Origin of the sequence: Achromobacter aegrifaciens (assembly GCF_902859735.1) — a bacterium.
In the GTDB taxonomy this organism is placed as follows: domain Bacteria; phylum Pseudomonadota; class Gammaproteobacteria; order Burkholderiales; family Burkholderiaceae_B; genus Achromobacter; species Achromobacter aegrifaciens.
Window position 1 is genome coordinate 582,710 of the sequence record NZ_CADIJY010000003.1, and the last position, 23,619, is coordinate 606,328.

Annotated in this window: 23 protein-coding genes; 12 read left to right on the top strand and 11 right to left on the bottom strand. The window is 66.6% G+C overall.

The window, feature by feature from the left end; translation table 11 throughout:
• The first annotated feature begins 1 nt into the window (after position 1).
• From rnc to HV766_RS12710, 4 genes are read left to right on the top strand one after another with little or no spacing between them, the layout of a single operon-like run.
• Positions 2–763 carry a ribonuclease III gene (gene rnc / locus HV766_RS12695; RefSeq protein ID WP_054450627.1) on the top strand — a complete coding sequence of 254 codons (762 nt, stop codon included), beginning with the start codon at positions 2–4 and terminating at the stop codon, positions 761–763.
• Entirely contained in the window at positions 760–1,650 is an 891-nt protein-coding gene (era, locus tag HV766_RS12700; RefSeq protein WP_054450629.1) for a GTPase Era, read from the top strand. Before rnc ends, era begins: the two co-directional genes overlap by 4 nt.
• Positions 1,643–2,230 carry a DNA repair protein RecO gene (gene recO / locus HV766_RS12705; RefSeq protein WP_054450631.1) on the top strand — a complete coding sequence of 196 codons (588 nt, stop codon included), beginning with the start codon at positions 1,643–1,645 and terminating at the stop codon, positions 2,228–2,230. Before era ends, recO begins: the two co-directional genes overlap by 8 nt.
• Before the next feature lie 18 nt (positions 2,231–2,248).
• Entirely contained in the window at positions 2,249–3,157 is a 909-nt protein-coding gene (locus HV766_RS12710; protein WP_054450632.1) for a LysR family transcriptional regulator, read from the top strand.
• Positions 3,158–3,181: 24 nt separating this feature from the next.
• Here HV766_RS12710 and HV766_RS12715 read toward each other — a convergent pair whose 3' ends face one another.
• The 9 genes from HV766_RS12715 to HV766_RS12755 all read right to left on the bottom strand — a co-directional run bounded on the left by HV766_RS12715 (position 3,182) and on the right by HV766_RS12755 (position 11,972).
• Positions 3,182–4,279 carry a pyridoxal-phosphate dependent enzyme gene (locus tag HV766_RS12715; RefSeq protein WP_054450634.1) on the bottom strand — a complete coding sequence of 366 codons (1,098 nt, stop codon included), beginning with the start codon at positions 4,277–4,279 and terminating at the stop codon, positions 3,182–3,184.
• A gap of 3 nt (positions 4,280–4,282) precedes the next feature.
• Entirely contained in the window at positions 4,283–5,263 is a 981-nt protein-coding gene (locus HV766_RS12720; RefSeq protein ID WP_175181238.1) for a M14 family metallopeptidase, read from the bottom strand.
• A gap of 31 nt (positions 5,264–5,294) precedes the next feature.
• A complete protein-coding gene (locus HV766_RS12725; RefSeq protein ID WP_054450638.1) occupies positions 5,295–6,257 on the bottom strand; it encodes a Bug family tripartite tricarboxylate transporter substrate binding protein in 963 nt (320 codons plus the stop codon).
• A gap of 90 nt (positions 6,258–6,347) precedes the next feature.
• Positions 6,348–7,637: an NTP/NDP exchange transporter gene (locus tag HV766_RS12730; protein ID WP_175181239.1), complete on the bottom strand. Its 1,290-nt coding sequence runs from the start codon at positions 7,635–7,637 to the stop codon at positions 6,348–6,350.
• A 4-nt stretch (positions 7,638–7,641) separates the two neighbouring features.
• Positions 7,642–8,559: an aldo/keto reductase gene (locus tag HV766_RS12735; protein ID WP_054450642.1), complete on the bottom strand. Its 918-nt coding sequence runs from the start codon at positions 8,557–8,559 to the stop codon at positions 7,642–7,644.
• Positions 8,560–8,690: 131 nt separating this feature from the next.
• Positions 8,691–9,401, bottom strand: a complete 711-nt coding sequence (locus HV766_RS12740) for a Bax inhibitor-1/YccA family protein (RefSeq protein WP_054450644.1) — start codon at positions 9,399–9,401, stop codon at positions 8,691–8,693.
• A 130-nt stretch (positions 9,402–9,531) separates the two neighbouring features.
• The gene (locus tag HV766_RS12745) at positions 9,532–9,930 is read right to left on the bottom strand and encodes a hypothetical protein (RefSeq protein ID WP_119450967.1); all 399 of its coding nucleotides are present in this window, start codon (positions 9,928–9,930) and stop codon (positions 9,532–9,534) included.
• A gap of 46 nt (positions 9,931–9,976) precedes the next feature.
• Positions 9,977–10,441 (bottom strand): DNA polymerase III subunit chi, encoded by a 465-nt coding sequence (locus HV766_RS12750; protein ID WP_175181240.1) that lies wholly within the window; start codon positions 10,439–10,441, stop codon positions 9,977–9,979.
• Between the two features lie 22 nt (positions 10,442–10,463).
• Positions 10,464–11,972 (bottom strand): leucyl aminopeptidase, encoded by a 1,509-nt coding sequence (locus tag HV766_RS12755; protein ID WP_054450650.1) that lies wholly within the window; start codon positions 11,970–11,972, stop codon positions 10,464–10,466.
• Positions 11,973–12,029: 57 nt separating this feature from the next.
• Between HV766_RS12755 and lptF the strand changes: the two genes are divergently transcribed.
• Positions 12,030–13,133 carry an LPS export ABC transporter permease LptF gene (gene lptF, locus HV766_RS12760; protein ID WP_054450652.1) on the top strand — a complete coding sequence of 368 codons (1,104 nt, stop codon included), beginning with the start codon at positions 12,030–12,032 and terminating at the stop codon, positions 13,131–13,133.
• Between the two features lie 51 nt (positions 13,134–13,184).
• On the opposite strand, the gene HV766_RS12765 is transcribed toward lptF, so the two are convergent.
• Complete coding sequence (locus HV766_RS12765; RefSeq protein ID WP_054450654.1) at positions 13,185–14,105, bottom strand: LysR family transcriptional regulator; 921 nt, start codon at positions 14,103–14,105, stop codon at positions 13,185–13,187.
• 222 nt (positions 14,106–14,327) lie between these two features.
• On the opposite strand from HV766_RS12765, the gene HV766_RS12770 reads away from it, so the two are divergent.
• The 4 genes from HV766_RS12770 to HV766_RS12785 all read left to right on the top strand — a co-directional run bounded on the left by HV766_RS12770 (position 14,328) and on the right by HV766_RS12785 (position 18,689).
• Entirely contained in the window at positions 14,328–15,545 is a 1,218-nt protein-coding gene (locus HV766_RS12770) for an ABC transporter substrate-binding protein (protein WP_054450656.1), read from the top strand.
• A 93-nt stretch (positions 15,546–15,638) separates the two neighbouring features.
• On the top strand, positions 15,639–17,132 hold the full coding sequence (locus HV766_RS12775; RefSeq protein WP_054450658.1) for a CoA-acylating methylmalonate-semialdehyde dehydrogenase: 1,494 nt from the start codon (positions 15,639–15,641) through the stop codon (positions 17,130–17,132).
• 94 nt (positions 17,133–17,226) lie between these two features.
• Positions 17,227–18,171, top strand: coding sequence for a CysB family HTH-type transcriptional regulator (locus tag HV766_RS12780; RefSeq protein ID WP_054450660.1), 945 nt, complete (start codon positions 17,227–17,229; stop codon positions 18,169–18,171).
• A 194-nt stretch (positions 18,172–18,365) separates the two neighbouring features.
• Positions 18,366–18,689: a DUF2325 domain-containing protein gene (locus HV766_RS12785; RefSeq protein ID WP_054451313.1), complete on the top strand. Its 324-nt coding sequence runs from the start codon at positions 18,366–18,368 to the stop codon at positions 18,687–18,689.
• A gap of 156 nt (positions 18,690–18,845) precedes the next feature.
• On the opposite strand, the gene HV766_RS12790 is transcribed toward HV766_RS12785, so the two are convergent.
• Positions 18,846–19,505 carry a C40 family peptidase gene (locus tag HV766_RS12790; RefSeq protein WP_054450662.1) on the bottom strand — a complete coding sequence of 220 codons (660 nt, stop codon included), beginning with the start codon at positions 19,503–19,505 and terminating at the stop codon, positions 18,846–18,848.
• Positions 19,506–19,792: 287 nt separating this feature from the next.
• Here HV766_RS12790 and HV766_RS12795 point away from each other — a divergent pair, with 287 nt between their 5' ends.
• Genes HV766_RS12795 through HV766_RS12805 form a run of 3 tightly spaced genes read left to right on the top strand, consistent with a single transcriptional unit; the run spans position 19,793 to position 23,423 of the window.
• Positions 19,793–21,682, top strand: a complete 1,890-nt coding sequence (locus HV766_RS12795) for a propionate--CoA ligase (RefSeq protein WP_175181241.1) — start codon at positions 19,793–19,795, stop codon at positions 21,680–21,682.
• Complete coding sequence (locus HV766_RS12800; protein ID WP_054450667.1) at positions 21,679–22,086, top strand: GlcG/HbpS family heme-binding protein; 408 nt, start codon at positions 21,679–21,681, stop codon at positions 22,084–22,086. Before HV766_RS12795 ends, HV766_RS12800 begins: the two co-directional genes overlap by 4 nt.
• A complete protein-coding gene (locus HV766_RS12805; RefSeq protein WP_175181242.1) occupies positions 22,083–23,423 on the top strand; it encodes an MFS transporter in 1,341 nt (446 codons plus the stop codon). Before HV766_RS12800 ends, HV766_RS12805 begins: the two co-directional genes overlap by 4 nt.
• The last annotated feature ends 196 nt before the right edge of the window (positions 23,424–23,619 follow it).

Below are 23,619 nucleotides of genomic sequence, written 5' to 3' on the forward strand. Positions count from 1 at the left end.
TATGTCGCTAGCCACGCTAGAAAACCGCCTGGATCACCACTTCAGTGATTCGGCATTGCTCGAACAGGCGCTGACGCACCGCAGCCACGGTGCGCGCCACAACGAGCGCCTGGAATTCCTTGGGGATTCCGTGCTGAACTTCGTCGTTGCGGCGATGCTGTTCGAGCGTTATTCCAAAATCGACGAAGGCGATCTGTCGCGCCTGCGCGCCAATCTGGTCAAGCAGGCCTCGCTGGCGGATATCGCCCAGCGGCTGGAACTGTCGCAATACCTGCGTCTGGGCGAAGGCGAATTGAAGAGCGGCGGTTTCCGCCGGCCTTCCATCCTGGCGGACACGGTCGAAGCCCTGTTCGGCGCCGTGTTCCTGGACGCGGGTTTCGACGCCGCCCGTCGCGTGATCGTGCGCCAGTACCAGCCGGTGCTGGCTTCGGTCGATCCCAAGACCCTGGGCAAGGACGCCAAGACCTTGCTGCAGGAATTCCTGCAGGGCCGCAAGCTGGCGCTGCCGGTGTACACGGTGGTGGCCACGCATGGCGCGGCCCATAGCCAGCAGTTCGAAGTCGAGTGCGCCATTCCGGCGCTCGAGATCAAGGTGATGGCGCCCGGCGCCAGCCGCCGCGCCGCCGAGCAATCGGCGGCCAAGCTGGCGCTGGAGGCCGCGTTGGCCGTCAGCCCGGCGACCAAGGCTGCCCGCAAGTCGGGCAAGGCGCGCAAAACCGCGCAATTGTCGCTGCCGGTGGCAGTGGCTCAAGAGACTAAATGAGCGATACCCCTTTTCGTACCGGCTTCGTCGCCATCGTGGGCCGCCCCAACGTGGGCAAGTCCACCCTGACGAACGCCCTGATCGGTTCCAAGATTTCCATCGTGTCGCGCAAGGCGCAGACCACGCGCCACCGCATCCACGGTGTGTTGACGCGCGAGCACGAGCAGTTCGTATTCGTCGATACGCCGGGTTTCCAGACTCGCCATGGCGGCGCCATGAACCGCATGATGAACCGCGTGGTCACGCAGGCCCTGGCCGACGTGGACGTGGTGGTGCATGTGGTGGAAGCCGGCAAATGGTCCGAGGGCGACGCCAAGCTGCTGCCGCTTTTGCCCGCGCCGGAACGCACCATCCTGGTCGTCTCCAAGATCGACGCATTGAAGAACCGCGACGACCTGTTCGCCTTCGTGTCCAAGATCATGGCGCTGCATCCGTTCGGCGCCGTGGTGCCCGTCAGCGCCACCAAGAACCAGCAGCTGGATCAGCTGTTGCAAGAAATCGCGTCGCGCCTGCCGGAAGGCGAGCCGATGTTCGAGGAAGACACGCTGACCGACCGCCCCATGCGCTTCATCGCCGCCGAACTGGTGCGCGAGAAGATCTTCCGCCTGGTTGGCGACGAACTGCCTTACGGCTGTACCGTCGTCATCGAGCAATGGGAAGAGACCAGCAAGGGCGCCAGCATCAATGCCTGCGTGGTGGTCGAGCGCGACAGCCACAAGCCCATCCTGTTGGGCGCGGGCGGCATGCACATGAAGCGCATCGCCACGGAGGCGCGGCAGGACATCGCCAAGCTGCTGGACAAGCCGGTGCACCTGGAGGTCTACATCAAGGTGCGCAAGGGCTGGTCCGACCGCGAGGGTGCGCTCCGCGATCTGGGCTATGAGTAGACGGGCGCCTCGCGTCCAGGATCGCCCCGGATACATGTTGCACGCCACCGCGTGGCGTGAAACCTCCCTCATCGTTCAGACTTTCTCACGCGATCACGGCTGTGTGGCCATGGTCGCCAAGGGCGCGAAGCGCCCGTATTCCGTCCTGCGTCCCGTGTTGTCCGCGTTCCAGCCGCTGCTGCTGTCGTGGACCGGCAATGGCGAGGTCAAGACGCTGACGCGCGCCGAGATCGCGGGCATCCGGCCGCTGACCGGCACCGCGCTGATGTCGGCCTGGTATATGAACGAACTGCTGCTGCGGCTGCTGCCGCGCGAAGATGCCCATCCGCTGTTGTTCGACGCCTACGACTTCGCCTTGCAGCAGTTGTCCGGCGGCACCCGCGCCGCGGGCGCGCTGCGCCGCTTCGAATGGACGCTGCTGCGCGAAACCGGTTATGGCGTGGACGAGGATCCCCCCGATTTCGACGACCCGGCGATCGAGCCGGCCCTGCGCCGCGACCTGCGCGAACGGCTGGCCGAAATCCTGGCGGGCCGTCCCTTGTCGACCCGCCGCGTGTTGCTGGACCTGCAACGCATCTGAGCGCAGCGCGATCCGGCCATGACCTTCACGCTCAAGCAGGTCGAGACCTTCCGCACCGTCTATGAAACGGAAAGCGTCACCGCCGCTGCCAGACGGCTGGACGTGTCGCCCGCCACCGTCAGCGCGACCCTGGCCGCGCTCGAAGCCAGCATCGAGCTGCGTCTGTTCGAGCGCGTACGCCAGCGCATGCAGCGCACGCCCGAGGCGACCCTGCTGTATGAAGAAATCCGCCGCCTGAACGTCGGGCTGGAAAGCCTGGGCCGCAAGATCCGCGCCATCCGCGGCGCGGCGCAGCCACGGCTGCGCATCGGCTGCATCCATGCCTATAGCGGCGCCATCATCAGCGACACTATTGCTCGCTTTCGCGAGCGCTATCCTGATACCGGCCTGTATCTGCAGATCCGGGATTCCAATACCTTGCGCGACATGGTGGTGTCGGGCGAGCTGGACCTGGCAGCTGTGGCCGACGAATCCGAACTCGAAGGCTTGCGCGGCCACCGGCTGGCCAGTTTGCGCGCCGTGGCGGTTTTTCCCAAGGGGCATCCGCTGGCGCGGCTGGAGCAAGTGGATTTTTCGCACCTGGCCGACGCCGACGTGATCGCGCTGAACGCCGAGGACGGCTCGCGCAAGCGCCTGGACGCGCTGTTGGCGCAAGCGGGGCAGAGCCTGAAGGTGGCCATCGAGACGCCTTATTCCAGCACCGTGTGCCAACTGGCGCTGGCGGGGCATGGCGTGGGCATCGCCAACCCGGCCACGGCAGTCGGCATGGCGGCGGCGGGCCTGTGCTATCGCCCGCTGGCCGCGCCGGTGCATTTCGAATGCCACATGATCCTGCATGGCAGCCGCCCCTTGTCCGAGGCGGGCAAGTTCTGGGCGACCTGCCTGCGCGGCGCGTTGGCGCCGCTGGTGGAAAGCTTCGGCGTCTAGCGTGCCGAAGCCGGCCCCCGGGCGCTAGCCGCGGCGCCCGTCCGAGGTCACGATCAACACCACGGACGACTCCGCATCCAACAAGCCCGAGCGCCGCAGCCGCGACACGGCAGCCAGCGCCGCGGCCGATGACAGCTCGGTCGCCAGGCCGATGCGTTCCAGCCGCTGCTGCGCTTGCGCGGCCGCGGCGTCCGAGATCTCCACCGGCGTGCCGCCGGAACGCGTCAAGGCTTCCAGCGATTGCAGCGTGCTGGTGCTGCCCGCGATCGAATACTGGTCCGTCACGCCGTCCCATTGCTTGCGCGCGTCGCCCGTGGCGCGCGCGCGCGACAGGCGGGCGTACGGCTCCACCGCATGCAGGCGCGGCAAACGCGCGATGCGGCCGGTTTGCAGCAGATGCTGCCAACCCAGGAAGATGCCCCACAGCAGATCTCCGCGCGCGGTGGGCACCACGATGTCGCTGGGCACGCCGCAGCTTTCCAGGATCTCCTGCGCGATGGGCTTGTAGCCTTCCACGCCGTAGGGGTGGGTGCCCACGGGCGGATTCAGATAGTTCGTGCCGGCGAAGGCGCCGTGGTTGCGACACAGGTCCTCGACATGGGGCCAGCGGCTCAGGCTGTCCTCGAAGGCGGTCAGCCGGGCGCCGAAGCGCTGCATGGCCTCGCGCTGCAAGGGCGGGCAGTTGGTGGTGATGGCGATGTCGGCTTCCAGCCGCGCGGCGGCGCAATAGGCGGCCAGCGAGACGCCGGCATTGCCGCTGGAGGCGGCCGCCACGCGGGTGGCGCCGGCCAGGCGCGCGCGCGACACCAGTTGGGCCGCCATGCGGTCCTTGTGGCTGCCGGTGGGGTTGGCGCTTTCGCATTTCAACCAGAGTTGGCCCACGCCTTCGGTCTGCGCCAGCGCGGGCGCGGCGAGGCAGGGAGTGGCGCCTTCGCCCAGCGTGACGGCGTCCAGCACCGGCAGGGGCATGGCGCCGTCGGCCGAGGGTTCGTACAGGCACTCCAGGCTGGCGGGGTGGCCGGCTTCCAGGCAGCTGGGGCAGCCTTCGGGGTAATCGGCCGGCGGCCACAGGCTGGCGCAACGGATGCAGCGCAGGCCGGACAAGCTAGGGTTCATCTGCATGGGTCAATACTTCGAGGCAAGGGAATCGAGGGGAAGGGCGGGCGCGACTTGCAGCAGGCAATCGCCGTCGTCGCTGCGGGCGATGGCGCGCAGGCACACGACAGTGCCGGCCTGCGGACTGGTCAGCGCGCGCGGCGCCATGTCGGGTCGGGCGGGTTCCAGCAGTTGGCCGATGCGCTGGCGCGCATTGACCAGTTGTCCCAGTTCGACAGCGGGCACGAACACGCCAGCCTCGCTGGCGCGCAGGGTGGCGGCGGGAGCGTCCAGGTCATAGAGGCGGACCTCGGGGCGGCGCGCGGGCGGGCGGTCGGGCAGGAGGCCGAGCTCGCCCAGGCAGCCCAGCAGGCCGTCGCGGCAGCGGTCGACCAGCGCCTGGCTGGTTTCGCGGCCGCCCCCGATCTCGGCGCTCAGGCGCAGCACCCCATGGCGGCTGGCGGCGGCCGGCATGGAGCCGGACTCCGTGCCGCGGAAGTACATGCAATCGGGCAGCCCGAAGGCTCGCGCCAGGGCGGGCAGGCGTTCGTCGTAGGCGTCGTCGCCGTAGCGCGTGATGACCGACGAGGGCAGGTAGCGCAGCGACGCGCCGCCGCTGTGCACGTCCACCAGCGCCTGTATGCGCGGCAGCAGCCGGGCTTCCAGCGCGGCGGCCACGCTTTCCGTGTAGCCGCGCGCGGGGGCGCCCAGGAAAGCGCGGTTGAGGTTGCCGCCGTCGGACGGCGACAGGCGCGTGCCCGCCAGCGAGGCCTCGGCGTTGGCCGCGGGCAGCAGGTAGACCGTGCCGCGTTGCAGGATGCCGGGCAGCAGGCGCCACAGCTCCAGGATGGCGGCCTGGCCTTCCCATTCGTCGCCATGCACGCCCGCCATCAAGGCAACGGCGGGGCCAGGCCCCGCCTCGATCCGCAGCATCGGTATGGTGACGCGCCGGTAGGCCGACGCGTTGGTCGCCGCGGCGCAGGAAAAGTCCTCGCGGCTTACCGTGGCCATGCGGCGGCTCCTGCTGATGTGACGATCCGGTTCAATCCAGCGTCGTGCCGGCGGCCTTGATGATGCCTTCCCATTTGGGCAGCTCCTTGCGTATCTGGTTCTGTACGTCCTGCGGCGTGCCACCCAGCGGTTCCTGGGAGCGGCTGCGCAGTTCCTTGCTGACGCCGTCCGAGCGCAGCGCAGCGTTCATTGCCGCGTTCAGCCGCGCGATGACCTCGGGCGGGGTGCCGGCGGGCGCGACCAGCGCGCTCCAGGCCGATTGCTCGTAGTCGGGATACCCTTGCTCCGCCACCGTCGGCACGTCCGGATTGGAGGCGGCGCGGGTCTTGGTCGTGACCGCCAGCGCGCGCAAGCGGCCATCCTTCAGGTTGCCGATCAGTGGCGGCAGGTTTTCCATCATGGAATCGACATGGCCGCCCAGCAGGTCGGACAACTGCGCGGCCGTGGCCTTGTACGGGATCTGGCGCACGGCGGCGCCGGTCTGGGCGATGAAGAGCTTGACCCCGACCTCGCTGGTGGTGCCCGGGTCGGCGGAGGTCATCGTCAGGCGCTCCGGCTGGGCGCGGCTGGCCTCGATGAACCCCTTCAGGTCGCGATAGGGCGAGGACGCGTTCACCACGATGACGTTGGGCGTTTCGGCCACCAGCCCGATGGCGGCGATGTCGCGGTCCAGGTCGTAGAGCTGCTGCTTGAACAGGAACCGGTGCAGCACCAGCGTGCCGACGTGGGCATAGCCGATGGTGTAGCCGTCGGCCGGCGCGCGCGCCACGGCCTGGGTGCCGATACGGCCGCCCGCGCCGACGCGGTTCTCCACGACCACGGGCTGGCCCAGCTGGCGGCTCATTTCCTGGCCCACCAGGCGCGCGGTGATGTCGGCGTTGCCGCCCGCTGCGGCCGGCACGATCAGGGTGATGGCGCGTTCCGGATAGGCGGCCAGCGCGGCGGGCGCGGCCAGGCTTAGCAACACGGCGGCAAGACAGGCGGTGCGTTTCATGACGTTTCCCCAGGCATTGAGAGCTGCGCCATTGTGCGGTCGCGGCCTGGGGAATACGTTTGTTTCAATGAGATGGATGTTCAATAAAACCTAAGACCTGTCCGCATTGCGCCGGTCGGCGGTCCGTCCCAGCCCGTGGCCCACGGCGGCGGCCGCCAGCGCGCACAGGGCGCCCAGCGCGGCGATCAGCGCCGGGCCGTAGCCCAGCATGTCCACGCCCGCCTTGACCCAGCCGCTGGCCGCATCGCCCGCGCGGTAGACCACGGTGTCGATGACGTTCTTGGTCTTGTACTTGTCTTCGGGCGAGACTGCGGTGAACAGCATTTCGCGCCCCGGCCGGATCAGCGCGTACTCGCCGACCCGGCGCACGATCATGGCCGCGGCCAGCACGCCGAAGACGGGAAAGGCCGCCAGCGCCAGGAAAGCGGCCGTCATCGTCAGCGGCACGGCGGTCAGCAGGAAGCGCAGCCCCAGACGCGTGGCCACGCGCCCGGTGATGAAGAGCTGCGACAGCAGCGACAGCGCCTGCACCGTGAAGTCCAGCGCGCTGAAGACCCGGATGCGCTGGGCCGTGTCGGTAAAGGCATGCGCCACCAGCCGCGCCTGCTCCATGTAGAGAAACGTGTTGAGCGTGGCCAGCAGGATCACCAGCAGCGAAATCCCCAGCAGGTAAGGTGACTGGAAGATGCGCGAGAGGCCGGCCAGGATCGAACCTTCCAGCGGTCGGCGCATGTCGTCCGACGCCGCGTCCTCGCGGTGGGCCGCGCGCCAGCGCAGCAGCCAGCGCTTGAGGGGCAGGGTGGCGGTCAACAGCAGCGCCGACAGCAGCAACAGGCCGGCCGGACCGAGCGCGCCGGCCAGCAGGCCGCCCAACAGCGGGCCTGCCAGCCCGCCGGCGCTGGCGCCCGCGGCAATCAGCGCGAACAGGCGCTTGGCGGACTCCATGCGGAATACGTCGGCCATCAGGCTCCAGGCGATGGAGACCACGAACAGGTTGAAGACCGACAGCCAGACGTAGAAGCTGCGCGCCGCCCAGACGCTGCCGGGGCGCAGATGGAGCAGGGCGGCGAAGCCGGCCATGCTGAGCGCGAAGGCGGCATAGACCCAGGTCACCAGCATGGCGCGCGGCACGCGCGCCGACAGCCAGCCGAACAGCGGCACCACGGCCAGCATGGCGATGAAGGTCGCGGTGAACAGCCATTGCAGCTGGTCGACGCCCGCCTGGATGCCCATGGTCTCGCGTATCGGCCGCAGCATGAAATAGCCGCAGAACAGAAAGAAGAAAAACGCGAAGCCGCAGGCTGCCGGCGCCAGTTCTTCCTGCGGAATGCCCAAGGCCTGCGCGGCGCGGCCTGGCAAGCTGCCGGGGGCGGACGCCATGGCGTCAGGCCAGCAACGCGGCGATGCGTTCCCGCATGGCGGCGTCCGGCAGCGGCCCGAAGCCGGCCTGCGCGTTGTCCGCCATGTTGGCCGGCTTGGAAGTGGCGGGAATGACGGCGGTGACCGCGGGATGGCCGATGATGAACTTCAGGAAGATCTGCGCCCAGGATCCGCAATCGATCTCGGCGGCCAGCTCGGGCAGCGCCATCCCCTTGACCCGGCGGAACAGCGCGCCGTCCTGGAACGGGCGGTTGATCAGCACCGCGACGCCGTGGGCCTGGCAGGCGGGCAACAGGCGTTTTTCGGCGCTGCGGTCGGCTACGGACAGGTTGATCTGCAGGAAATCGGGCTTTTCGCGTTCGACCAGTTCGGTCAGTTCGTCGTGGGCATGGTCGGTGTAGTGCGTGATGCCCAGATAGCGGATCATGCCTTGCTGCTTCAGTTCGCGCAGCAGCGCCAGCTGGTTGGCGGTGTCGATCAGGTTGTGCACCTGGACCAGGTCGAGCTTGTCGCTGCCCAGCGCCTGTTGCGATTGGCGCACCTGGCGCATGGCTGACTCGTGGCCCTGCGTGCTGATCTTGGTCGCCAGGAAGGTCCTGGCCCGCACGCCGCCGTCGCGCGCCAGCAGCGCGCCGGTGACCGCTTCCGCCTGCCCGTAGCTGGGCGCGGTGTCGATCAGCTTGCCGCCCTTCTGCAGCAGCGTATCCAGCACCTGCGCCAGCGGCGCCATGGCGGCCTTGTCGGCGGGGGAGACGTTGAAGGTGTCGGCGGTGCCCAGGCCGATCACAGGCAGCGCCTCGCCGGAGGCGGGTATGTTCCGCCTGTGCATGGGAGTTACCACGCTGAGGGCGCGGGCCGTCCAGGCCGGCCCGGTCAGGGCGGCGGCGGCAGCGGTCTGGAGGAAGCGGCGGCGGTCGGGCATGGCGTGGCTCCAGCGGGAAAGGGCGCCCGGGAGGGGCAAAGAAAAGGGCCTACACGTGAATGCAGGCCCAAGGTAAAAAAAGAGCCTACACGTGAATGTAGGCTCTTTGTGCCGGTTTGGCAGCGTTGCGATTACTCGCGGTTGCCGCCGAAGATGCCCAGCAGCATCAGCAGGTTCGAGAAGACGTTGTAGACGTCCAGGTAGATGGCCAGCGTGGCGGACACGTAGTTGGTTTCGCCGCCGTTGACCACGCGCTGCAGGTCGACCAGCATGAAGGCCGAGAAGATGACGATGGCCAGGACCGAGATGGTCAGCATCAGCGCGGGCAGTTGCAGGAAGATGTTGGCCAGGGCCGCCACCAGGATCACGACCGCGCCGATGAACAGGAATTTCTGCAATCCCGACAGGTCGCGCTTGATGGTGGTGGCCAGCGTGGCCATCGTGCCGAACACGATCGCGGTGCCGCCGAAGGCCGTCATGACCAGCTGCGAGCCGTTGCTCATGCCCATGACGAAGCCCAGCAGGCGCGACAGCATCACGCCCATGAAGAACGTGAAGGCCAGCAGCAGGACCACGCCCAGCGAGCTGTTCTTGTTCTTTTCGATCGCGAACATCAGGCCGAACGCGCCCACCAGGAACACGATGGCGGACAGGCCGGGGCTTGCGCCCATGATGCGGTTGATGCCGGTGTACATGCCGACGGCCGCGCCCAGCACGGTCGGGATCAGCGAGAGCGCCAAGAGCCAATAGGTGTTGCGCAGCACCTGGTTGCGCGCGACCTCGCCCGGCGCGCCGGCTACGGCGCCGGAACGGTTAAAAGGGGACGGACGATATTCGTTCATTGAGAACTCCTGTGTGCGGCAGAGTAATGGTTGCCTAGAAGGCTTAGATGGGAAGGATACCTTACAGTTCCCTGAAGAATCCAGTTCTGCCTAGGATTAGACCAGAGGCGCGAAATAGGTTCCAGACGGGTCAACCCGGCCTGACGTCCTGCAGCACCCTGGCGACGATGCGCGGCAATTCCGCGTCCATGCGGGCCTGGATCTGTTCGATGGCCTCGGCCAGGGCTTCGCGCATCAGCTGCTCGACCTCGGCCTGAAGGCGGGCGCTCAGGACCGCGGCGTCCGGCGCCGCGGGAGGCGCAGCCAGGACGGCGGCTGCCGGCGGAATGATATCAGGGGACGCATCTGCGTCGTCCGCCACTTCCGTCAGTAGCGGAAAGGCGTCGTCGTCATGACCCTGCTCGCCATCGTCGGCCAGGTCGGTCAGCACGGGCATGTCCGCGTCGTCCGGGGACGCCGGCGGGTAGAGCGCGGGCTCGGCCCGCTGGGTCAGGGTAGGGATGCCGGGGTCGGCGTGGCGAGAGGGCATGATGGCTCCCGGGTGATCGAGGTGGCGCGCCGCAAGGCCGGCGCGTTCAGCCGTCCGGCTGCTGGCGGCTGAGGTCGTGGCTTTGCGGCGTGTGGCCCGCGGCCAGGTAGGTCCGCCAGCGCTGGCGGGCGGCCTGCTTGTCGTCGGGGTCGTCCGAGACGATTTCAAGCAGGCGCTCGAAGGCTTCGAAACCCGGAGGGCAGTCGAGGTCCAGGTTCAGCAGCCAGGACGGCTGGGGCTGTCCGCCCTGGCCCGCCGCGGCCGCGGCCTGTTTCGGATCGCCGGCAGTGAGAATTACAGGAGTCTCGCCCGCCAGCGGATCGTTGGCCAACACGTGCGGCACGAAAGAAGTGTCGTCGAAGGCCCAGAGCATGCGGTCGAACGCGGCCAGCCGGGAGCCATCCCTACAGTACACCACCAGCCGCTGCCCTGCCAGGTAGCGCTTGCGCACCACCTGGCAGGCGGTGCGCAAGCGGTCGGGCGCGCCGAAGGCGAAGTCGATGCGCGTCATGCCGGGTTCCGTTGCTGCCGTTTCAAGCCTGGTCCAGCAGGTACTGCATCAGGAGCGGCACGGGGCGGCCGGTGGCGCCCTTGTCCTTGCCACCGCGCCAGGCGGTGCCGGCGATGTCCAGGTGGGCCCAGCGGTACGAGGTGGCAAAGCGCGACAGGAAGCAGGCCGCCGTGACCGCGCCCGCCGGAGGACCGCCGATGTTGGCGAGGTCGGCGAAGTTGGACTTGAGCTGTTCCTGGTAGGCGTCGTCCATCGGCATGCGCCATGCGGTATCCAGCGACTGGCGGCCGGCCGCGGCCAGCGCATCGGCCAGCGCGTCGTCCTTGGAGAACAGGCCGCTATTGACGTTGCCCAGGGCCACCACGCAAGCGCCGGTCAGGGTGGCGATGTCGATCACGGCGGACGGCTTGAAGCGTTCCGCGTAGGTCAGTGCGTCGCACAGCACCAGGCGGCCTTCGGCGTCGGTGTTCAGGATTTCGATGGTCAGGCCAGCCATGCTGGTGACGACGTCGCCCGGCTTGTTGGCCTTGCCGCTGGGCAGGTTTTCGCAAGCCGGGATCAGGCCCACCACGTCCAGCGGCAGCTCCAGTTCGGCCAGGGCGCGGAACGAACCCAGCACGCTGGCGGCGCCGCACATGTCGTACTTCATTTCGTCCATGGTGGCGGCGGGCTTGAGCGAGATGCCGCCGGCATCGAAGGTGATGCCCTTGCCGACCAGCACGATGGGGCCTTGCGCGCCCTTGGCGGTCTTTTTGGCGGCCTTGTTGCCGGCATGGCGCAGGACGATGAAGCGCAGCGCCTCCTCGGAGCCGCGCGCGACCGACAGGAACGAGCCCATGCCCAGCGCTTCGACCTGCTTGCGGTCCAGCACTTCCACCTTCAGCGACTTGAACTCGCGGGCCAGGCGCTTGGCCGTCTCGCCCAGGTAGGTCGGCGTGCAGATATTGCCGGGCAGGTTGCCCAGCGTGCGGGTCAGGTCCATGCCGTTGGCGATGGCGCCGCCTTCGCGCAGGCCCTTCTGGGCCTGGGCCGCGTCGGCGCGCTCGACGACCTGGACGATCTTCTTGAGCTTGGGACGGGCGTCGCGGTCGGGCTTGCCGAAGCTGGCGTCGTAATGATAGGTGGCGTTGCCGGCTGCGATGGCGGCGCTGCGGGCGCGCGCGATGACAGCCACGTCGGCGATCGGATTGGCGACCAGCGTGGACACGCCTTCAGCCAGCTGCGCCGATACGCAAGCCGCGGCGAAGGCCTGCTCGGCCGAGGCGTGGGCGCGGGCAGAATATTCTTCCTGCTTGCCCAGGCCCACCAGCACCACACGCTGCGCGGACACGCCGGGCAGGTTGCGCAGGGTCAGCGTGGAGCCGGCGCGGCCGCGGAACTCGGCCTTGACCACCGAACGCACCGCGCCATTGGAAGCGCGGTCGATGAGATCGGCGGCGGGGCTCAACACGCCTTCCGCATAGACCCCGACGGCCAGGGCGGCGGTCTTGACTTGGTGCAGGGAAGCAGTGGTCTGTGTGCTAAATTCCATGAGGGTTTCCCGTGTACGTCTGTGTAGAATGCGGTCGATTATCCCGCATATTCTCCCATGTCTCTATTCAAACGCTCTGTCGTCAGCGAGATCACCAGTCACGCTGGCGTTGTCTTTTCCACGTTGCTCATCGTATGGCTCAGCGTGTTGCTCGTGCGCCTGCTCGGTGAAGCAGCGGGCGGCAACATCGGGGCGGACGTCGTGGTGGTGCTGGCCGCGCTGTCGACCATCACCGCATTGCCGACCATTCTCGCGGTCTCCGTCTTCATTGCGGTCCTCACCACCGTCACGCGCAATTACCGTGAATCGGAAATGGTGGTGTGGTTCGCCAGCGGCCTCTCGCTGGCCGACTGGTTCCGGCCGGTGCTGCGCGTCGCCATCCCCGTGGCGCTGGCGGTGGCGGGGTTGACGCTGGTGGCGGCGCCTTGGGCGTACCGCCAGATCGGCGAATACCACGAACGCTTCGAGCAGCGCTCCGACCTGTCCAAGGTCACGGCCGGCCAGTTCGCGGAATCGTCCGGCGGCAACCGCGTGTTCTTCGCCGAAGATCCGCTGGAGCCCAGCGATGAACTGGGCAACGTATTCGCGCGCGAAAATGGTCCCGAATGGCTCAGCGTGCTGACCGCCAGCAAGGCCCATAGCGAAACCATGCCCAACGGCGACCGCTTCCTGGTGCTGGGCGAAGGCCATCGCTATGACCTGAAGCCGGGCACGCCCGAGATCCGGCTGGTGCACTTCGACAAGTACGGCCTGCGCCTCGAAAGCAAGTCGGGCGGCGATCCCGTGGCCGAAGCGCGCGCCAACGCGGAGCGTTCCGCCAAGGCGCGCACGACCTCGCAATTGATTGCGGACAACACCAATAGCAGCTGGTCGCAAGTGATGTGGCGGGTCTCGCTGCCGCTGGCCGCGCTGAACCTGGCGTTGCTGGCGATTCCGCTGGGCGCCGTCAACCCGCGCCTGGGACGTTCGGGCGACCTGCTCATCGCCGGCCTGGTGGGCCTGCTCTACATGAACCTGATGAACCTGTCGCGCGCCTGGATCTCCAACGGCAAGCTCAGCTTTGGCGTGGGCGTGTGGGCGATCCATGCCTTGGTGGCGATGCTGACGGTCTTCCTGCTGATGCGGCGCTTGCGTGTGAAAGCGCCCAAGAACAGCGCCTGACGCCGGCACATCCAACGCCTTGCGGCCCGCCCAGCGCGGGCCGCGGCTTTTTCAGGGCAGGTACTTCATCGTGCCGCCCTTGCCGGCCAGCAGGTCGGCGTTCTTCAGCACTGACTTGCGAATGAACTCCCACAGGGCCGTCACGCGTTTGAGCTTGCGCAGGTCTTCATGGCAGTACATCCAGAACGAGCGCGTGATCTCGACCTCGTCCGCCAGCACGGGCGTGAGCCGCGGGTCCTGCGCGGCGATGAAGCAGGGCAGGATCGCCAGCGACTGGCCCTGTAGCGCGGCGTGGTATTGCGCCACCACGCTGGTGCTGCGCAATACCACCTTGCTGGCGGGCAGCAGGTCTTCCAGATAGCGCAGCCGCTCGCTGAACAGCAGTTCGTCGACGTAGCCGATGAAGGTGTGGTCGGCCAGGTCCGCGCGCTCTCGGATCGGCGGATGGCTGGCCAGATAGCCGGGCGTGCCGTACAGGCGCAGCGTGTAGTCGCACAGCTTGCTGCACACATAGGGGCCGCGCTGGGGGCGCTCGATGGTGATGGCCAGGTCGGCTTCGCGCTTGGACAGGCTGACAAAGCGCGGCACCGGCAGGATGTCCAGCGTGATGTGCGGATAGCGCCGCTGGAAGTCCGCCGCCAACGGCGTCAGTACATAGCTGCCGAAGCCCTCGGTGGCGCCGATGCGCAAGTGCCCCGACAGCGCCTGGCCGATGCCCGACAGGTTTTCGCGGGCGGAATGCACCGTGCTCTCCATCTGTTCGGCATGGACGAACAGGCGCTGGCCGTCTTCGGTCAGCACGAAGCCCGCGCCGCGCGACTTTTCGAATAGCAGGGTGTCCAGCTCAGCTTCCAGCGCGCGGATGCGTCGCGACACGGTCGTGTGCTCGACCCCGAGCTTGCGCGCCGCGGCGCTCACCCGCTGGGTGCGGGCCACTTCCAGGAAATATCTCAGGCTGTCCCAATCAAGCACTTCCGGCTCTCCAGGCCCGGCTGCGCGCTGCGCCGCCGGGCAAATTTTCTTTGTGCATGAATGCACAAGGAATGTGCATTTCTAGTGTTGCTTGTTGATTTTCACACATCTACACTGGGTCGGCGGGCTTGGGGCCTGTAGCCAGGCTCTCCGGGGCCTGAACCCCGGGACCGCAGGCCGCGTAGACGGCGCCATAACGAATAAAACTCAGGAGACAAATCCATGAAATTGCACGCACGCGGGCTGGCCGTAGGCTTGTGTCTGGGCGCCGCATTGGTCGGCCAGGCGCAGGCGGCGGATAAGCCGCCAGTGAAGATCGGCATTCTGACGGACATGTCTGGCACCTACGCCGGCATGGGTGGGCCTGGTTCGGTGGCGGCGGCGCAGTTGGCCATCGACGACTGCCTGGCCGCGGAATGCAAGGGCATGAAGATCGAGCTGGTGTCCGCGGACAACCAGAACAAGGCCGACGTGGGCGCGGCCAAAGCGCGCGAATGGTTCGACCGCGACGGCGTCACCGCCATCGCCGACCTGACCAACTCCGCGGTGGCGCTGGCGGTGCAGGGCATTGCGCGCGAAAAGAACAAGGTGGTGATGTTCTCCGGTCCCGCCACCACGGCGCTGACCAACAAGGAATGCTCGCCGGTGGGATTCCACTGGATGTTCGATACCTACTCGCAGTCCGCGGGCGGCGCCAAGGCCACGGTAAAGGCAGGCGGCAAATCCTGGTACTTCATCACCGTGGACTACGCCTTCGGCCATTCGCTGGAAGCCGACACGGCCAAGGCCGTGCAAGCGCTGGGCGGCACCGTCGCCGGCAGCGTGCGCCATCCCCTGAACGCGCCGGACTTCGCGTCCTACCTGCTGCAGGCGCAGGCCTCCAAGGCCCAGGTCGTGGCGCTGGCCAACGGCGGCCAGGACACGGTCAACGCGGTCAAGCAAGCGCGCGAATTCGGCATCGTGGCCGGCGGCCAGCGCCTGGTCTCGTTGCTGATTTTCCTGTCGGACCTGCGCGCGCTGGGCCTGGAAAGCGCCCAGGGCCTGTCGTACGTGGACGGCTTCTACTGGGATTACGACGACGCCACGCGCCAGTGGTCCGGGCGCTTCGAGAAAGCGTTCCGCGGCCTGAAACCCACCATGACGCAGGCCGGCGTGTACTCCAGCGTGCGGCACTACCTGCGCTCGGTCGCCGCTTCCGGCAGCACCGACGGCAAGGTGGTGGCGGACAAGATGCGCGCGCTGCCCATCGAGGATCCGATCATGCGCAACGCGTCCATCCGTCCCGACGGCCGCGTGATCCACGACATGTACCTGTATGAAGTGAAAAAGCCGTCCGAGTCCAAGGGCGGTTGGGACTATTCCAAGCTGGTGGCCACCATTCCGGCCGCCGAAGCCTTCCAGCCGCTGGCGGATTCGAGCTGCCCGCTGGTCAAGAAGTAAACCCGGGGCGCCGGCAGGCCCTTGCCGCCGGCGCCTCACCATCCATGTATGCGGATTCCATCCGCATCGACCATGCAGTGTGAGGAGCATCAAATGAGTGAAGTCCCCCGCGTTCCGCTATTGATCGGCGGCAAGCTCGTGCAGTCCAAAACCACCGAATGGCGGGACGTGATCAATCCCGCTACCCAGGAGGTCGTTGCCAAGGTGCCCTTCGCCACGCGCGAAGAACTGGACCTGGCCGTCTCCAACGCCAAGGAGGCTTTCAAGACCTGGCGCAACAGCGGGCAGGGCGCTCGCATGCGCGTCATGCTGAAGTTCCAGGAACTGCTGCGCGCCAATACCGGCAAGCTGGCCGAAATGATTACCCGCGAGCACGGCAAGACCCTGCCGGACGCCGAGGGCGAAGTCGGCCGCGGCCTGGAAGTGGTGGAGCACGCATGCTCCATCGCCAACCTGCAACTGGGCGAGTACGCCGAGAATGCCGCTTCCGGCATCGACGTCTATACGCTGATCCAGCCGCTGGGCGTGTGCGCGGGCATTACCGCGTTCAACTTCCCGGTCATGCTGCCTTGCTTCATGTTTCCGATCGCCGTGGCCTGCGGCAATACCTTCATCCTCAAGCCTTCCGAGCAGGATCCGACGTCCTCGCTGTTCCTGGCGCAACTGGCGCTGGAAGCCGGCCTGCCGCCGGGCGTGCTGAACGTGGTGCACGGCGGCCCGGAAACCGCCAACGGCCTGTGCGAACACCCCGACATCAAGGCGGTCTCGTTCATCGGTTCGACCCGCGTCGGCACCGAGATCTACAACCGTGCCTCCGCCGCCGGCAAGCGCTGCCAGTCCATGATGGGCGCCAAGAACCACTGCGTGATCCTGCCGGACGCCGATCCCGAGGTCGCGCTGAACCAGCTGGTGGGCGCCGCCTTCGGCGCGGCCGGCCAACGTTGCATGGCCTCGTCCGTGGCCGTGCTGGTGGGCGAAGCCCGCAACTGGCTGCCTGACTTCGTCGAACGCTCGAAGAAGCTCAAGGTCAATTCCGGCATGGACCGCGAAGCGGATCTCGGCCCTCTCGTTTCGCCCAACGCCAAGAAGCGCGTCGAAAGCCTGATCCAGAAGGGCGTGGATGAAGGCGCCAAGCTGCTGCTGGACGGCCGCAGCCTGAAGGTCGCCGGCTTTGAGCAGGGCAACTTCGTGGGCCCGACGATTTTCGACGGCGTCACCGAAAACATGACCATCTACACCGAGGAAATCTTCGGGCCGGTCCTGTGCGTGGTGGGCGTGGAAACGCTGGAGGACGCGGTTGCGTTCATCAACCGCAATCCCAACGGCAACGGCGTGGCGTTGTTCACCCAGGATGGCGGCGCGGCGCGCTACTTCCAGAACAACATCGACGTCGGCCAGGTCGGCATCAACGTGCCGATCCCGGTGCCGGTGGCCTGGTTCAGCTTCACCGGCTCGCGCGGCTCCAAACTGGGCGACCTGGGCCCCAATGGCAAGCAGGCCGTGCAGTTCTGGACGCAGACCAAGACCGTCACGGCGCGTTGGTCGGCCCATGCCAAGAGCGTGAACACCACGATCTCGATGCGCTGAACTGGGGACGCCTTGCATGTAAGCTTATATAAATAAGTTATATAACGAGGCGTCCTTATTACTTATAATTGGCCCGTCTAACAGGGGCCAATTCATGAACCTGCAGCAATTTCGTTTTGTCCGCGAAACCATCCGGCGCGACTTCAACCTGACCGAAGCCGCCCGGATGCTCTATACCTCGCAGCCCGGCGTCTCCAAGGCGATCATCGAGTTCGAGGACGAACTGGGCATCAAGATCTTCGAACGGCACGGCAAGCGCATCAAGGGGCTGACCAAGCCCGGCCTGGCGGTGTCGCAGGTCATCGACCGCATCATGCGCGAAGTGGACAACCTGAAGAAGGTCAGCGACGAGTTCGCGCGCCGCGACGAAGGCGGCCTTGTCATCGCTTGCACCCACACTCAGGCGCGCTATCTGCTGCCGCGCGTGATTCCCGCGTTCCGCAAGCAATTCCCCAAGGTGCACCTGTCGCTGGCCGAAGGCAGCCCGGCGCAACTGGCCGAAATGGTGCTGCATGAGCAGGCCGACCTGGCCCTGGCGACGGAATCGCTGGCCTTGACGCCGGGCCTGGCGACCTTGCCGGTCTATGCCTGGGAACACACCGTGGTGGTGCGCCCGGACCATCCCCTGGCCGAACTGACCTCCAGCGCCGCCAAGCGCCTGTCGCTGGCGCAGCTGGCCGAGTATCCCATCGTGACCTACGACCGCGCCTTCACCGGCCGCAGCACCATCGATGAGATCTTCGCCAACCAGGGTATCCACCCCGACATCGTGCTGGAAGCCATCGACGCCGACGTCATCAAGACCTATGTCGACGTGGGCCTGGGCATTGGCATCATCGCCGGCGTAGCCTACGATCCGCGCCGCGACAGCAACCTGGTGGGCCTGCCGGTGGGCCATCTGTTCGGCACGCATACGACCCGCGTCGGCGTGAAGGCGGGCGTGTTCCTGCGTGACTACGTCTACACCTTCCTGGAGATGCTGGCGCCTTCGCTGACCCGCGCGGTGGTGACCGAAGCGGTGCAGGGCACGCCCAAGTAGGCATCCGTTTCACGGGGGCGAGAGGCGCGGCGCCATTGGGCGGCGCGCCTTTTTTCTTGATGCGTCGCGGTCCGCGCTATCCCTTTTCATGGGCTCATAAAAATAATTAAATAAGAACTGATCTCATTTGAGTTGACTAAAAAATAGGAATCATTATCATTACATCCAGTCTCAACGACCCAGTGAGGTTCATCATGACGGCAGGATTAAGTGCAGTGGTAGTGGGCGCCGACCGCCTTGGCAACATCCCGGATCTGCTCAAAGGACACAATATTTCGATCACGCACCACATCAGCGGGCGTGATCCCTCGCATCAAAAGAAGACGTTGCAACTGCCCTCGGGCACCCAGCTGGTCATCCTGCTGACCGACTTCCTGGGCCACAACGTCATGAAAACCTTCCGCAACGCCGCGCAACGTGGCGGTATCCGAGTCGTCGCTTGTCGGCGTTCGGTATGCAGCATGCAGCAGGCCCTGCAGCAATGCGGCCTGTGCCAGCGGGCTGGCTCTGTGCACTGAAGACACGGTCTGCTGCCGCCAAACAAAAAACTGGGGAGGCCGAAACGGCCTGCGGCCCAAAGCGCCGCGAAGAGATGGAAAAACGCCGCCGGACTGGAAAGTCCGGCGGCGTTTTGCTTGTAGCGGGGAGAGCCTGGCGGCTATCCTGGGAATGTGTCAGTTGGAGGCGCGGGCGGACGCCATCAGGCTGTTGTCCAGGCGGCGCGCGCCGTTGTAGCGCTTGGACCAGTAGGCCATGGTCATGTTTTCGACGCGGACCACGCCGCCAGCGCTGGGCGAGTGCACGAAGCGGTCGTCGCCCAGGTAGATGCCCACGTGCGAGTAGCGGCGGCCCAGCGTATTGAAGAAGACCAGGTCGCCGGCCTTCAGTTCGTTCTTGGCGACCGAGACGCCTTGCTGCGCCATCTCGGCGGCGTTGCGGGGCAGCTTCAGGCCCAGCGAACGTTCGGCGGTGTAGGTCACCAGGCCGCTGCAGTCGAATCCGGTATCGGGGGAATTGCCGCCGAAGCGGTAGCGGATGCCCAGATGGTTCAGGGCTTCGCTGACCAGGGCGTTGTCGCTGCTGACGCCGGAGTGGGTCTTCTGGCGTTCGCGCTTGAATTTCTGGCTTACCAGTACGCCGATGGGATCATCGGAGGTGGCGACCCATTCCGTCTCGTAGGGGTCAATCTCGGACGTATGGGCGGTTGACTTTTGATTTGTAGCGGCACAACCTGCCAGACCCACCACGCATGCAACCAACGCCAGCAAGCGCAGACCGCGAGTTGCTTGGCCGGAGGATGAATTCAGTCTCGCGTGGTTGGAGTGTCGATGCATGCGCCTGGGGGTGATTTGCAGATAACGGCAAAAAACACGGAATTCGCCGTGAATGTGGCCGAGATGTCAGCAAAATCAACATTGTTCTACAACTTCGCGGGGATTCTACCAAACTTTTAAGACCAGTTAGTTACGAAACCGGCGTTAATGTCCATGCAGCGTGGACATTTGGTAGAACATTTTGACTTGCGGCAAGCCTCGTGCAAGGTTTGCCTACCAGAATGACCGAAGGATCAGAGAAGAAATCAATCAGCCTTAAGGCCTAAGAAAGATAACAGGAGACATAAATGCAAAAAACCCGGGATTTCCATTACCGCTCGATACATGACCGCGACGCGTTCTGGCGGGAAGAGGCCGGCCGCATCCACTGGGAGACGCCCTTCGAGTCCGTGCTGGACTTCTCCCGGCCGCCGTTCGCCAAGTGGTTCACGGGCGGGCGCACCAATCTCTGTTACAACGCCGTCGACCGCTGGCTGCCGACCCAGGCCGAAACGCCGGCCCTGATCTGGGTGTCCACCGAGGTCGACCGCGAGCGCGTCTACACGCGCCAGGAAATGTACGAAGAGGTCAACGCCGCCGCTGCCATGCTCAAGGAGCTCGGGGTGGGGCGCGGCGACCGGGTGCTGCTGTACATGCCCATGGTGCCGGAAGCCGTGTTCACCATGCTGGCGTGCGCGCGGATCGGCGCGGTACATTCGGTGGTGTTCGGCGGCTTCGCCTCGGTCAATCTGGCCCAGCGCATCGACGACGCGGCGCCCAAAGTGGTGGTCTGCACCGACGGCGGTTCGCGCGGCGGCAAGGTCGTGCCCTACAAACCCTTGCTGGACCGTGCCTTGGCGCTGGCCAAGACGCCGCCGGCCTCGGTGGTGGTGTTCGACCGCGGCCTGGCGCCGTTCGAACCCGTCGCAGGACGCGACCTGGATTACGAGACGCTGCGCCAGCGCCACCTGGGCGCGCGGGTGCCGGTGGAATGGCTGGAGTCCTCGGAGCCCAGCTATATCCTCTATACCTCGGGCACCACCGGCAAGCCCAAAGGCGTGCAGCGCGATACCGGCGGCTATGCCGTGGCGCTGGCCTCGTCCATGGAATACCTGTTCGACGGCCGCGCCGGCGACACCTTCTTCTGCACCAGCGACATCGGCTGGGTGGTGGGCCATTCGTACATCATCTACGGCCCCCTGATCGGCGGGCAGGCGACGGTGCTGTATGAAGGCACCCCGGTGCGTCCGGACGGCGCCATCCTGTGGAAGCTGGTGGAGGAGTTCGGCGTCAACACCCTGTTCTCGGCGCCGACCGCGGTGCGCGTGCTCAAGCGCCAGGATCCGGAGCTGCTCAAGCGCCACGACCTGTCCTCGTTGCGTGCGGTCTATCTGGCGGGCGAACCGCTGGACGAGCCGACCGCGCAATGGATCTCGGGCGGCCTGGGCAAGCCCATCATCGACAACTACTGGCAGACGGAATCGGGCTGGCCGATCCTGTCGGCCCAGCCTGGCGTGGAAAAGGTCCCGACGCGCTTCGGCAGCCCGTCGTTCCCGGTATATGGCTTTGACGCGCGCATCGTCAGCGAGTCCACGGGCGAGGATCTGGGCCCCGACCAGAAAGGCGTGGTGGCCATCGTGCCGCCGCTGCCGCCGGGCGCCATGTCCACCATCTGGGGCGACGACGAGCGCTTCGTGCAGACCTACTTCACCTCCATTCCCGGCCGCCAGGTGTATTCGACCTTCGACTGGGGCTTGGTGGACGCCGATGGTTACTGGTTCATCCTGGGGCGCACGGATGATGTGATCAATGTGGCGGGCCACCGCCTGGGCACGCGCGAGATCGAGGAATCCGTCAATAGCCACAACGCGATTGCCGAATGCGCGGTCGTGGGCGTGGCGGACTCGCTCAAGGGCCAGGTTGCGATGGCGTTCGCCGTGCTCAAGAATCCCGCCGGAGCCGAAACCGATGAAGGGGCAAAGCGCCTGGAAGGCGATATCATGCGGCTGGTGGAAGAGCAGCTGGGAGCGGTGGCTAGGCCCGCCAGGATCCGGTTCGTGGGCGCATTGCCCAAGACCCGTTCCGGCAAGGTCCTGCGCCGCGCGATCGTCGCGGTATGCGAAGGACGCGATCCCGGCGATCTGACCACCATAGAAGATCCCACCGCCCTGGAACAAATAAAGGAGTCGCTGCAATGAATACCAAGCCCGTGCTGAGCGCCGAAGACGTCAAGAAGATTTTGGCTGCGGCCGAAGCACACGCCCTGCAGAACAAGTGGGCCGTCACGATCTCCGTGGTCGATGATGGCGGCCATCTGCTGGGCATGCTGCGCCTGGACGGCGCGGCTCCGATTTCGGCGCACATCGCGCCGGCCAAGGCCAAGACCGCGGCGCTCGGCCGCCGCGAATCGCGCGTCTACGAGGAAATGATCAACAATGGCCGCGTTTCGTTCCTGTCGGCCCCCTTGATCGACGGCCTGCTGGAAGGCGGCGTGCCGGTCGTGGCCGATGGCCATGTGGTCGGCGCGGTCGGCGTGTCGGGCGTGAAGTCGAGCGAAGACGTGCTGATCGCTCAAGCTGGCATCGCCGCCCTGGGCCTATGAGCCACGGCGAGCCGTCGGATGCGCCGGCCGGCGCATCCGCGCAGAACGCTGGAGCAGGGGGCGACGGCCCCCTGAATCCCGGCGTGGCCAAACGCGAGGTCTGGGCCTGGGCCATGTACGACTTCGCCAATTCCGGCTACACCACCGTGATCCTCACGGCGGTGTTCAGCACCTATTTCGTCGGTGTGGTCGGCGGGCGCGCGCCCTGGGCCACGCTGGCCTGGACCGCGGCGCTGTCGCTGTCCTACCTCCTCATCATGCTGACCATGCCCACGCTGGGCGCCCGCGCCGATGCGCGCGCCAGCAAGCGCCGCCTGCTGTTTTCGAGCACGGTGGGTTGCGTGGCCGCTACGCTGGTGCTGACGCAGGCCGGGCCCGGGGACGTCTGGCTGGCGCTGGCCGCCATCGTCATTTCCAACTACTGCTATTGCGTCGGCGAATCCGTGGTCGCGGCCTTCCTGCCGGAGCTGGCGCGGTCCTCCGCGCTGGGCCGCGTTTCGGGCTGGGGCTGGAGCTTCGGCTATTGCGGCGGCATGCTCACGCTGGGCTTGTCGCTGGTGGTCGTGACGCTGGCCGAGGGGCGTGGCGAGACGGCCGAGCATTTCGTGCCGTGGGTCATCGTGGTCACGTGCGCGGTGTTCGCGCTGGCGGCGCTGCCATCCTTCTTCCTGCTGCGCGAACGCGCGAAGCCGCAGGCTGGCAAGCAGGAGGCGCTGCACATGCTCAAGCGCCTGGCCTATGCCTGGCGCGAAACCGGGCAGCATTTTCCGGAGTTCCGCCGCCTGCTCATGTGCATCGCCTGCTACCAGGCGGGCATTTCGGTGGTGATCACGCTGGCCGCGGTCTATGCCTCGGAGGTCATGGGCTTCACCACGCCGCAGATCATGCTGCTGGTGTTCACCGTAAACATCGGCGCGGCGGCCGGCGCGTTTTCGTTCGGCTACGTGCAGGACCGCATCGGCCACAAGCCGGCGCTGGCCCTGACGCTGTGCGGCTGGATCGTGATGGTGCTGGTGGCCTACGCCGCCGTGACCGCGCCCGTGTTCTGGGTCGCGGCCACGTTGGCCGGGCTGTGCATGGGCACCACGCAGAGCGCGGGCCGCGCCATGACCGGCGCGCTGGCGCCCGCCGGCCGGCTGGCAGAGTTCTACTCGCTGTGGACCTTCGCGGTGCAACTGGCCGCGGTGATCGGTCCGCTGACCTACGGCCTGGTGACCTGGGCCACGCACGGCAACCACCGGCTTGCGATCCTGGTGACCGGCCTGTTCTTCGTGGGCGGCCTCATCCTTTTGTCGCGCGTGGACGTGAAGCGCGGGCTGGAACGGCGCGCCGCCTGAGGCGCGCCGTTCGCGCAGGCTGCTATCCTTATGGACTGTCCGGTGCCGCCGCGTCGAGAGCGCGGCGGCACGCCTTGATTACCCGGCGCCGGCCTTGCGCCGCGGGCTCCGGCCCGCATTTTGCGTAAGGTGCCCGTAAGAGCGCGGCGATACGGTTGCGGTTGGGTAATGAACAAGCGGCACAAACAAACAGAAT